The organism is Curtobacterium sp. NPDC092190 (assembly GCF_044755625.1).
Taxonomy (GTDB): domain Bacteria; phylum Actinomycetota; class Actinomycetes; order Actinomycetales; family Microbacteriaceae; genus Curtobacterium.
Genome location: NZ_JBIVRJ010000002.1, coordinates 499187 through 506687 on the forward strand (window position 1 = coordinate 499187; position 7501 = coordinate 506687).

The following is a 7501-nucleotide window of genomic DNA, read 5'->3' on the forward strand; positions in this document are numbered from 1 at the left end:
AGGAGTACTCCCATGCGTGAGGACACCACGAAGCTCACCGAGGAGCAGGCGGCGCTCGTCCGCTCCACCCGCCGACTCGACCTGCGCCGCATCCTCGGCGGCCTGTTCGTGCTCTACGGCGTGATCACCACCATCGTCGGCATCGTCCACTGGGACACCGACCCCGAGAAGACCGGCGGCATCCACATCAACCTGTGGGTCGGGCTGTCGCTGCTCGTCGGCGGGCTGCTCTTCTTCCTGTGGGACCGGCTGAACCCGGTGCCCGCCGAGGACATCGTCGGGCAGGCCGAGGCCGAGGCCGACCAGCGCGCCGCAGGCGAGGGGCGCGAGCGGGTCTGACCCCGCTGCGCGCGGCTGCGCGGCTGAACGGCCCGCCAGCACGAACGGGCGTATCTGGTGAAAACGGGCGTACCGGGTCGGATCATCCGACCAGGTACGCCCGTTCTCACGTTCCATCTCGGGCGTTCTGGGAAGGAGCGAGCGGCCGGGACGCGGTCGGTCCCGGGACGGAACGGTTGCGCTCGACGGGCGGCTGCGCCAGGTTGGTGCTCGACGAAGGGAACCACCGTGGAGCAGATGGTGTTCATCAACCTGCCGGTCACCGACCTGGACCGGGCAGTCGGCTTCTACGAGGCGCTCGGCTACACGGTGAACCCGGAGTTCACCGACGAGACCGCCGCGTGCATCGTCGTGAGCAGCACCGTGTACGTGATGCTCCTCACGCACGCGAAGTTCCAGGAGTTCACCGACGGGACGATCGCCGCCCCCGGGACGGTCGAGGTGATCAACTCGCTGAGCGCAGCCTCGAAGGACGAGGTGCACCGCATCGTCGACGCCGCCGTCATGAGCGGCGGGAACGAGGACCGCCCGGAGACCGACCTCGGCTTCATGTACCAGCGCAGCTTCACCGACCCGGACGGCCACCGGTGGGAGTACGTCTGGATGGACCAGGCCGCGATGACGGGCGACGGCACCGACCGGTGACCCCGGAGTCGTCGGTGCGGTCCGCCAGGATGGACGCGTGAGCGACGACCCGACGACGATCCCCGACGGCCTGGTGACCGGAGAGGACGGCCTCGCGCGCCCGGTCTGGGCCGCGACCGACCCGATGCTCCGCGAGTACTACGACACCGAGTGGGGCATGCCGGTCCGCGACGAGCGCGGAGTGTTCGAGCGGTTGTCGCTCGAGGCGTTCCAGTCCGGGCTGTCCTGGCGCACGATCCTGGCCAAGCGCCCCGCGTTCCGCGCGGCCTTCGCGGACTTCGACCCGGACGTGGTCGCGGTCTTCGGGGACGACGACGTCGAGCGCCTGATGGCGGACGCCGGCATCGTCCGGAACCGGGCGAAGATCCGCGCGACGATCACGAACGCGAACGCGACGATCGCCCTGCGCGCCGACGGTGGGCTCGCCGACCTCGTGTGGTCCTTCCGGCCGGACGCGACACCGGCGCCGCGGACGATCGCCGAGGTCCCGACGACGAGCGAGGCGTCCGTGGCACTGTCGACGGCCCTGCGGAAGCGCGGGTTCGCGTTCGTCGGGCCCACGACGATGCACGCCCTGATGGAGGCACTCGGCATCGTCGACACGCACCTGGTCGGCAGCCACCGACGCGGCACGTCCGGCGTCTGGGGCTGACAGGCCGCGATCAGTCGAGCGGGAGCTGCATCTGCGTCGCGGTGACGCGGTAGCCGAGCGCGGCGTACAGGTCCTGCGCGCCCGTGTTGTACCCGAACACGTTGAGCCCGATGCTCGTGGCGCCGTGCTCACGGGCGACCCGCTGCCCGGCCTCGAGCGCCCGTCGGGCGTGACCGCGGCGACGGAACGGCTCGTCGACCTCGACGTCGAACACCCACCACTCGGTGCTGCCCGACGAGAACGGTCCGATCCAGAGGTACCCCACGACGGCGTCCGCGTCGTCGACCAGGTCCCAGACGAAGTGGTCGGGCAGGGGTGCCCCGTCCGGGAACCACTGGTCGAGCGACCGCTGCTCGTTCGCCTCGGCCTGCTCGCGGGTCTCACCGGCCCGCATGCGCGATCCGACGTACTCCGCCATCGTGCGGTCCAGCCAGGCCGGGAGGCGCGTGGCCGGCATCGGGACGAGCCGCGTGTCCGTCACCGGTTGCCCTTGGACCCGCGTTTCGGCTTGCCGTTGCCGAGTCGCTGGGTGCCCGGTCGTCCGCTCCCGCGCGGCTTGCGGGCGCCCTTGCCGCCCGCCTTGCCGCCGGCGGCCTGCTTCGCGGTGGCCTTGCCACCACCGGCACGGGCGGTGCTGCCGCGACCGGCTCCGGAGCCGTCCCGCGTGCCGCGCGCGCCGGCGTCGTCGGCGTTCGTCGTGCCTCCCGGTCGGTCGGCGGCGTTCCGCGAGCTGTTGGCGGTGCGACCGCGCACGACACCGATGAACTCCTCGGTGGTGTCGGAGGCGTCCGCGTCGCGCCAGACGAGGGCGATCCGGGTGCCCGCTGCGCCGTCGAGGGGCTTCGCCACCAGGTCCTTGCGGCTGGCCGCGCGGAAGAGGGACTGGGGGAGCACGACGACCCCGACGTTCGCCTCGACCAGGTCGAGGGCGGCGGACACGTCCTCCGGCACGGGCCCGGCGTCGACGACGTGCACGTCGGCCAGGTCGGCCTCGGTCACCACGTCGGAGGAGGCGAGGGACGCGTCCTTCGGCATCGCGACGACGGCCGTCTCGGTCCAGAGCGGGATGGCGTTGAGGTGGGCGCCGACGGGCATCCGGGCGAAGGCCATGTCGGCCTCGCCGGTGAGCGCGTCGTCGACCTCGGTCGGTCCGATCGGCAGCAGGCCGAGCTCGGCGTCCGGGAAGCGTTCCCGCCAGACCCGGACCCACTTCGCGGGGGAGACCCCCGGGACGAAGGCGATGGTGAGGGCCGCGGTCATGCAACCGAGTGTAGGGGCCGTACCCTGGTACGCATGGCGCAGGAACAGACGATGAAGCCCGAGACGGCTGCGAAGAAGCTCGGCATCCTGCTGGCGGCAGCCCCGGAGTCGTTCCGCGCGGAGCCGGTCACCCGGACCGCCTTCGACGAGCTCCGCACGCAGCCGCCGGCGTGGCTCGAGGAACTCCGTCGCGAAGGGCCGCACCCGCGTCCGGTCGTCGCGCAGAAGCTCGGCGTGTCGATCTCCGGCCTCGTGCGTGCCGGGGTCGAGGAGCCCCTGACCACCGCCGAGGTCAAGGACCTCCTGCAGGAGATGCCCGAGTGGCTCGTGCGTGAGCGTGCGACGCAGGCCGAGGTGCACGCCGAGAACGCCCGCGTGAAGCAGGAGCGTGCCGATAAGGCCGCTGCGCGCGCCCAGGACTGACCGACCGGACCGACCCGGACGCCGCTCGCCGTGACCGCCGTGCACGAGACCGTCGCCGACGCGATGCTCGTCGTGCCGCAGTTCGCGTCGGTCTGCTGCATCGTGGGGGACCGCTACCGGCCCCGACCGGGTGTGATCGTCCCCGCCGCGGTGATGCTCGTGGCGATGGTGCTCCCCGTCGTGCAGGCGGGCGCCTCGTGGACGCTGCTGGCCGCGGCGACGCTGCTGCTCCTCGCGCCGCTGCCCGTGCTGCGGCGCCGTCGGCCGGACGGGCGTCGGGCGGAGCCGATGGACGTGCACCGGGCACTGTCGTCGGTCGTGATGGCCGGCATGCTCCTGATGGGGCACGCGACCGGGCTGTCCGACGGGCACGCCGGACACGGGATCGCGCTCTCCGCGGTCCTCGGAGCCGGTGTGGTCGGCTACTGCGCGTTCAGCGGGTGGCTGCTCCGGTACGAGTGGGCGCGCGAGGACCGTCGAGCCGTCCGCAGCGGTGAGGTCTTCGCGATGACGGTCGCCGTGGTCGGGATGACGCTGGCGATGTAGCGCGGGGGTCGACCAGCGGTAACGTCGGGGCGTGTCCGACCGAACCGTCCGTCGCCCCGATCCCGCACCGCGCCTCGACGAGGTCGACGAGCGCATCCTCTGGACCCTCGCCGGCGACGCCCGGATGCCGAACAACCGGCTGGCCGCCGCGGTCGGGGTCGCGCCGTCCACGTGCCTGACGCGGGTGCGCGCGCTCGAGGACGCCGGGGTGATCCGCGGCTACCGGGCCGACGTCGACGTCGCGAAGCTCGGGTTCGCGATCGAGGCGATGGTGTCCGTCCGGGTGCACGCCGCGGCCCGGCACGAACTGCGCGACTTCGCGAAGCGCCTGCTCCGGGTGCCCGTCGTGCAGGACGTGGCGTTCCTCGCCGGCGACAAGGACTTCCTCGTGCACATCGCCTGCACGTCGACGGAGCAGCTGCGGGACTTCGTCGCCGACGAGCTGAGCGGGGATCCCGCCGTCGCGACGACGCAGACGAACATCGTGTTCGAGCGGCTCGTCGCGGACCGCGCGCACCAGGGGCGGTCGTTCGACGAGCTCCGCCGCTGGCGCGCCTGACCCGGGCGACGAGCTGCGGCGCCGGCGAGCCTGATCCGGGCCGACGACGTCGCACCGACCCGGGACGCGGACGACAGTGCGCTCAGCGGGTGCGCGTCATCGGGACGTGCGGGATCGCGTCCTCGAGGAAGTCGTCGCCGGACCGCACGAAACCGAACCGGCCGTACCACTGCTCGAGGTGCGCCTGCGCGTTGATCGCGATCGACGACGAGCGGGACTCGGCGATCGCCGCCTCCATGAGCTGCGCCCCGAGCCCCTGCGACCGCGCGTGCCGGGCGGTGGCGACGCGGCCGATGCGCTCGGTGCCGTCGTCCTCGCGGAGCAGCCGGAGCGTGGCGTCCACCGAGCCCTGACCTGCCCAGAACTGCACCGTGCCCGGCTCGAGGTCGCGACCGTCGATGTCCGGGTAGGCGCACTCCTGCTCGACGACGAACACGTCCTGTCGGAGCCGCAGGATCTCGTGCAGCGTCACGATGTCGAGGTTGCGCGTCGGGGCGGAGAAGATCGAGACCACGTGCGGCCTTTCCTGAGAATTTCTTCCGTGACCGGTTCCGGTCCGGGATCGATCGGCGTACAGTGCCGGTCAACCACTCTACGTGCGCAGCCGAGATCAGGAGGTGAGCGCATGGACCAGCCGTTGCGCGACCCCTGGGGCGCGCTGCTCCGGACCGCCCTCGTGGGCGTCGGGGTCGCCGCTGCGCTCGTGCTGCTCTCGCTGCTCCTCGGTGCCCGTCCGGCGGCAGCAGCCGAGGGGGCTCCGCAGCAGCGCGGGCTGATCAGCGGGCTGGTCCAGGACGTCGGCGACACCGTGCAGGGGGCGACGCAGGCCGTCGACAGTGCGGTCGCCCCCGTGCGGCAGGCCGTCGCACCGCCCGCCGCTGCCCCGGTGCCAGCGGCTCCGGCTCCCGCAGTTCCGGCTCCCGCAGCCCCCGCCCCCGCTGCTCCGGCTCCCGTCGCTCCGACCACCCAGCAGACGACGACCGCACAGCAGACGCCGGCGGCCCAGCAGGCCCCGACCACGCCGCAGGCGTCGCCGACTCCGCCGACCGGCACCGCCGCGATCCCGGCCACGCCGACGACCGCCGGTGGTGAGGACGTGGCGAGCAGTGCCTCCCGGCCGCTCACCGACACCCTCACCGGCGCCCTCCGCCCCGTCACCGAGACGGTGCAGACGGTCACGGGAGCACGGCCCGTCACGGGCGTCGTCGACACGGTCGACAGCGTGGTCCGCGCCCTCCCGGTGACCCGCGACCTGCTCGGTGACGACACCGTCGGCACCGTCACCGCGCCGGTCACCGGAGCGGTCGACGACGTGGTCGACGGTGTCGGGACGACCGTCGGATCGCTGCCCGGCACGGTCGAGCAGGTCCTCCCGCCCGTCGAGGACGCGCTCCCGGTCCTGCCGCTCCCGGTGACGCCGGTCCTGCCGCTCCCCGTCACGCCGGCCCCGCTGCCGCCCCTCCTGCCGGGAGGCACGGCGCCCGTCCCCGGGACCGCGCCGAACCCGGTGGGCGGCACGGACGAGCAGCCGGTGCGCGTCCGGCACGACGCGCCCACCCCAGCCTCCGCCGTCGCCGTGGACGGCGCCAGCGGCCCACTGACGGTGGCCGGTGTCCCGGTAGTACCGGGTGACGTCGCACGCGACGGCGCTCCGGCCACCGAGCACGTGGCGGTCGCCACCGTCGTCGGTGCTGCCGCCCCGGCCGCTCCGGTTCCGGCCGCGGCGACCGTCGGCGGGGCGGCGCTGTTCGTCCCGGCGGACGGCGACGGCCACGACGGCCTCCCGTCCGGCCCGGGCGTCTCCGGTGCCGCGGGCGGTGCCATCTCCGGCTCCGCGGGCGCCGCGCCCGTCGGGCTCGACGGCACCTCCGGTGTCCGGTTCTCCCTCGCCGTGGGGTCACGCGGCAGCCTCGCCGACGACGTGGTCCCCGCGTCCGTCGTCGGCGACCACGACGTCGCTCCTGACTGAGATCGGTGCGCCTGTCCAGCACGGCAGGCACGCACCACCCGACCGCGATCGCGGTCGGAGGACAGATCTCGATCAGTGAGGAACGAACGACCATGAACAAGTACGTCTCGAGAGGGCTCTGGTTCACCCTCTTCGTCGGCGGCCTGACGCTCGGGGGGACCGCGGTGGCGAACGCCGCCACGACCTCCGGTGACGACGGCCTCCTGTCCGGCACCCAGGTGGCACCGTCGATCAGTGCCCCGGTGTCCGTCTCCGGGAACGCCCTCGGGGTGCTCGGCGACGCCGTGTCCACGACCGGCTCGGCTCCGGCTCCCGCTCCGGCTGCTCCGGCCCCGGCTCCTGCCCCGGGCACCTCGGGTGACGACGGCATCGCGTCCGGCACCCAGGTCGCGCCCGTCGTGACGGCACCGGTGCAGGCGACCGGCAACGCGGTCGCCGTGGCGGGCGACGCCGTGGCGACCGCTCCGGCGCCCGCTTCGGCTCCGGCGCCCGCCCCGGCTCCTGCTCCTGCTCCGACGACGACCGGCTCGGACGCTCTCGCGTCGGGGACGCAGGTCGTCGGTGACGTCATCGCTCCGGTGTCGGTCACCGGCAACGCCGTCGGTGTCGCGGGTGACGCGGAAGCCGCTCCGGCGTCCGCTCCGGCCGCGGCGACGAGCAGCCCGGCGGTCCCGGAACCGGCAGCCGAGCCGGTGACGTCCGGTTCGGACGGCATCGCGTCCGGGACGCAGGTCGCCCCGGTCGTGTCCGTCCCCGTGACCGTCGGCGGCAACGGCATCGGGGTGCTCGGTGACGGCTCCGCGACGGGGACGGCGCCGACCGCTGCCCCGGGTTCGGGTTCGGGTTCGGGTTCGACCCCGGTCGCGGGTGGCACGACGTCCGGTGACGACGCTGTGCTCGGTGGCACGCAGGTGTCACCGATCGTCGACCTGCCGATCACGATCGGCGGGAACGGCATCGGCGTCGTCGGTGACGGCACCAGCACCGGCACCGGCACGACCGGCACCGGCGGGGGTTCGGGTTCGACCCCGGTCGCGGGTGGCACGACGTCCGGTGACGACGCTGTGCTCGGTGGCACGCAGGTGTCACCGATCGTCGACCTGCCGAG

General features: G+C 73.6%; 10 protein-coding genes and 1 pseudogene. 8 read left to right on the forward strand and 3 right to left on the reverse strand.

The annotated features are described in order from the left end of the window. Nucleotides 1-12: 12 nt before the first annotated feature. The 3 genes from ACIQFY_RS06565 to ACIQFY_RS06575 all read left to right on the forward strand — a co-directional run bounded on the left by ACIQFY_RS06565 (nt 13) and on the right by ACIQFY_RS06575 (nt 1636). Nucleotides 13-339: a hypothetical protein gene (locus tag ACIQFY_RS06565; RefSeq protein ID WP_194074877.1), complete on the forward strand. Its 327-nt coding sequence runs from the start codon at nt 13-15 to the stop codon at nt 337-339. A gap of 237 nt (nt 340-576) precedes the next feature. After that, nucleotides 577-984 carry a VOC family protein gene (locus ACIQFY_RS06570; RefSeq protein WP_245172227.1) on the forward strand — a complete coding sequence of 136 codons (408 nt, stop codon included), beginning with the start codon at nt 577-579 and terminating at the stop codon, nt 982-984. A 37-nt stretch (nt 985-1021) separates the two neighbouring features. Continuing rightward, on the forward strand, nt 1022-1636 hold the full coding sequence (locus tag ACIQFY_RS06575; protein ID WP_400338906.1) for a DNA-3-methyladenine glycosylase I: 615 nt from the start codon (nt 1022-1024) through the stop codon (nt 1634-1636). Nucleotides 1637-1646: 10 nt separating this feature from the next. On the opposite strand, the gene ACIQFY_RS06580 is transcribed toward ACIQFY_RS06575, so the two are convergent. Both ACIQFY_RS06580 and ACIQFY_RS06585 read right to left on the reverse strand, forming a co-directional pair. Beyond that, complete coding sequence (locus ACIQFY_RS06580; RefSeq protein WP_326495415.1) at nt 1647-2117, reverse strand: GNAT family N-acetyltransferase; 471 nt, start codon at nt 2115-2117, stop codon at nt 1647-1649. Continuing rightward, nucleotides 2114-2896, reverse strand: coding sequence for a LysR family transcriptional regulator substrate-binding protein (locus ACIQFY_RS06585; RefSeq protein WP_400338909.1), 783 nt, complete (start codon nt 2894-2896; stop codon nt 2114-2116). The genes ACIQFY_RS06580 and ACIQFY_RS06585 overlap by 4 nt, the downstream gene beginning before the upstream one ends. A gap of 33 nt (nt 2897-2929) precedes the next feature. Here ACIQFY_RS06585 and ACIQFY_RS06590 point away from each other — a divergent pair, with 33 nt between their 5' ends. The 3 genes from ACIQFY_RS06590 to ACIQFY_RS06600 are packed head-to-tail and all read left to right on the forward strand — an operon-like array spanning nt 2930 to nt 4424. Next, nucleotides 2930-3319 (forward strand): DUF5997 family protein, encoded by a 390-nt coding sequence (locus ACIQFY_RS06590; RefSeq protein ID WP_400338912.1) that lies wholly within the window; start codon nt 2930-2932, stop codon nt 3317-3319. 30 nt (nt 3320-3349) lie between these two features. Then, nucleotides 3350-3865: a hypothetical protein gene (locus ACIQFY_RS06595; protein WP_400338914.1), complete on the forward strand. Its 516-nt coding sequence runs from the start codon at nt 3350-3352 to the stop codon at nt 3863-3865. Nucleotides 3866-3896: 31 nt separating this feature from the next. Continuing rightward, nucleotides 3897-4424, forward strand: coding sequence for an Lrp/AsnC family transcriptional regulator (locus ACIQFY_RS06600; RefSeq protein WP_066655337.1), 528 nt, complete (start codon nt 3897-3899; stop codon nt 4422-4424). Nucleotides 4425-4506: 82 nt separating this feature from the next. On the opposite strand, the gene ACIQFY_RS06605 is transcribed toward ACIQFY_RS06600, so the two are convergent. After that, nucleotides 4507-4938, reverse strand: coding sequence for a GNAT family N-acetyltransferase (locus tag ACIQFY_RS06605; protein ID WP_126892230.1), 432 nt, complete (start codon nt 4936-4938; stop codon nt 4507-4509). Nucleotides 4939-5049: 111 nt separating this feature from the next. Here ACIQFY_RS06605 and ACIQFY_RS06610 point away from each other — a divergent pair, with 111 nt between their 5' ends. Together ACIQFY_RS06610 and ACIQFY_RS06615 are read left to right on the forward strand one after the other, a co-directional pair. After that, the gene (locus tag ACIQFY_RS06610; protein WP_400338918.1) at nt 5050-6393 is read left to right on the forward strand and encodes a hypothetical protein; all 1344 of its coding nucleotides are present in this window, start codon (nt 5050-5052) and stop codon (nt 6391-6393) included. A gap of 92 nt (nt 6394-6485) precedes the next feature. Next, nucleotides 6486-7501: pseudogene (locus tag ACIQFY_RS06615) on the forward strand (hypothetical protein); the annotation flags it as partial.